The 237-nt window shown below is 70.0% G+C and carries 1 pseudogene; it reads right to left on the bottom strand.

Annotation, left to right across the window (positions count from 1 at the left end):
• A pseudogene (locus SB660_RS23665) lies at nt 1-237 on the bottom strand (arsenic resistance protein); the annotation flags it as partial.

Genomic DNA, 237 nt, shown 5'->3' with positions numbered 1-237 from the left:
CTGCAACGGCACCAGCCGTGGCACGAGGCGCACCATCACGACCATCGCGACAAGCTCCACGAGCGTCTGCGTGATGACCGCGAGCGGCGCGAGTCCGAACTCCGCCGGGAGCGCCAGAACGAGAGGCAGCACAACGAGCCCATTGCGTGTGGTGCCGCTGAACACGACCGCGCGTCGAGCCGGCGGATCCAGCCGTGCCACGCGGCCCGCGATCGCGCCGAGGGGAACCATCACGAC

This window comes from Bacillus sp. SIMBA_005 (assembly GCF_046535585.1).
Taxonomy (GTDB): Bacteria; Bacillota; Bacilli; order Bacillales; family Bacillaceae; genus Bacillus; species Bacillus pumilus.
Note: the sequence above shows the minus strand (reverse complement) of the source record. Positions and strands in the feature narration are given on the sequence as shown.